The sequence below is a fragment of the Streptomyces sp. WAC05292 genome (assembly GCF_003949955.1).
GTDB classification, from domain to species: Bacteria; Actinomycetota; Actinomycetes; order Streptomycetales; family Streptomycetaceae; genus Streptomyces; species Streptomyces globosus.
Window position 1 is genome coordinate 1 of sequence record NZ_RPSE01000699.1, and the last position, 1,523, is coordinate 1,523.

Here is a 1,523-nt window from a genome sequence, read left to right on the forward strand (position 1 = left end):
GCCTGGAACAGCTCGCCGCCCACCTCACCGACGGCCGGGACACCGACAGTCCCGCCGCCGGCCGCCACGGCGGCGCCGCCGGCCCCGACGCCGCCGGCCACGCGCCGGAGCGGTTCGCCCGCCTCAGGCGGATCGCCCGCAACCCCGCCCCGCTCCTCCTCGCCCTCCTCGCCGTCGTCTCCGTCGTCGCCTGCCGCGGCCTCCTCGGCAGCGGCTCCCTCATGGGCGGCGCCCTCCTGCCCGCCCCCGACAGCGGCCTCGACCTGTGGCGCCGCTACACCGAGGACTGGCAGCCCGCCGGCACCGGATCCACCGCCGGAGCACCCCCCTACCTCGCCGTCCTCGGCGCCCTCGCGACCCTCCTCCTCGGCTCCGCCGACGCCGCCCTCACCCTGCTCCTCGCCGGCTCCGTCCCGCTCGCCGGACTCACCGCGTACGCCGCCTCCCGGCCCCTCGTCGCCTCCCGCCTGCTGCGCGCCTGGGCCGCCGCCGCCTACGCCCTCCTCCCCGCCGTCACCGGAGCGCTCGCCGGGGGCCGCCTCGGCACCGCCGTCCTCGCCGTCCTCCTCCCCCTCCTCGCCCGCTCCGCCGTCTCCGCCTTCGGGCTCACCGCCCCGGCCGGCACCGGGCAGCGCGGCCCCTGGCGCGCCGCGTGGACGCTGGCCCTCCTGATGACCGCGGCCGCCGCCTTCGCCCCCGTCGTGTGGCTGCCCGCCACCGTCCTCGGCCTGGCCGCGGTGGCCGCGCGCCGCGCCGAGTGGAAGGCGTACGCCCTGCGGCTGCTCGCCGTCCTCGCCGTGCCCGCCGCCGTCCTCGCCCCCTGGTCGCTCACCCTCCTCGCCGACCCCGGCCGACTCCTCGGCGAAGCCGGACTGCCCGGCCCCGCCGGCGCCGCCACCGCCCTCGGCCTCCTCGGCGCCGACCCCGGCGGCCCCAAGGCCGGCGGCGGCCTGCTCCTCGCCGGCGCCCTCCTGGCCGCCCTCGCCGCCCTGCTCCGCGCCGACCGGCGCACCGCCGTCCGCGCCGCCTGGGCCGCCGCCCTGACCGGGCTCGCCCTCGCCGCCCTCCTGAACCGCACCGGCTGGGCCGGGCCCGCCACCCTCCTGTACGGGCTCGGCGTCCTCGCGGCCGCCGCCGTCGGCGCCGAAGGGGCCCGGGAGCGCGTCGCCGCCAGCAGCTTCGGCTGGCGCCAGCCCGCCGCCGCACTCGTCGCCCTCGCCGCCGCCGCCGGACCGCTCCTCGCCGCTGCCGCCTGGGCCGCCGGCGGAGCCGCCGGACCTCTGGAGCGCCGCGACCCCGTCCAGGTCCCCGCGTTCGTCGCCGAGGACGCCGGCACCCGCGACCGGGCCCGCACCCTCGTCCTCGGCGGCACCCCCGCCCGGGTCTCCTACAGCCTCGTCCGCGGCTCCGGCGCCACCCTCGGCGACGCCGAGACCGCCCCCGCCGGCGGCAGCGCCCGCCTCGACAAGGCCGTCGCCGGACTCGTCGCCGGCTCCGGCGCCGACCAGGCCGACCAGCTCGGC

At 81.8% G+C, this 1,523-nt stretch carries 1 pseudogene; it reads left to right on the forward strand.

The features are described from left to right. Nucleotides 1–1,523, forward strand: a pseudogene (locus tag EF903_RS34540) (family 2 glycosyl transferase); the annotation flags it as partial.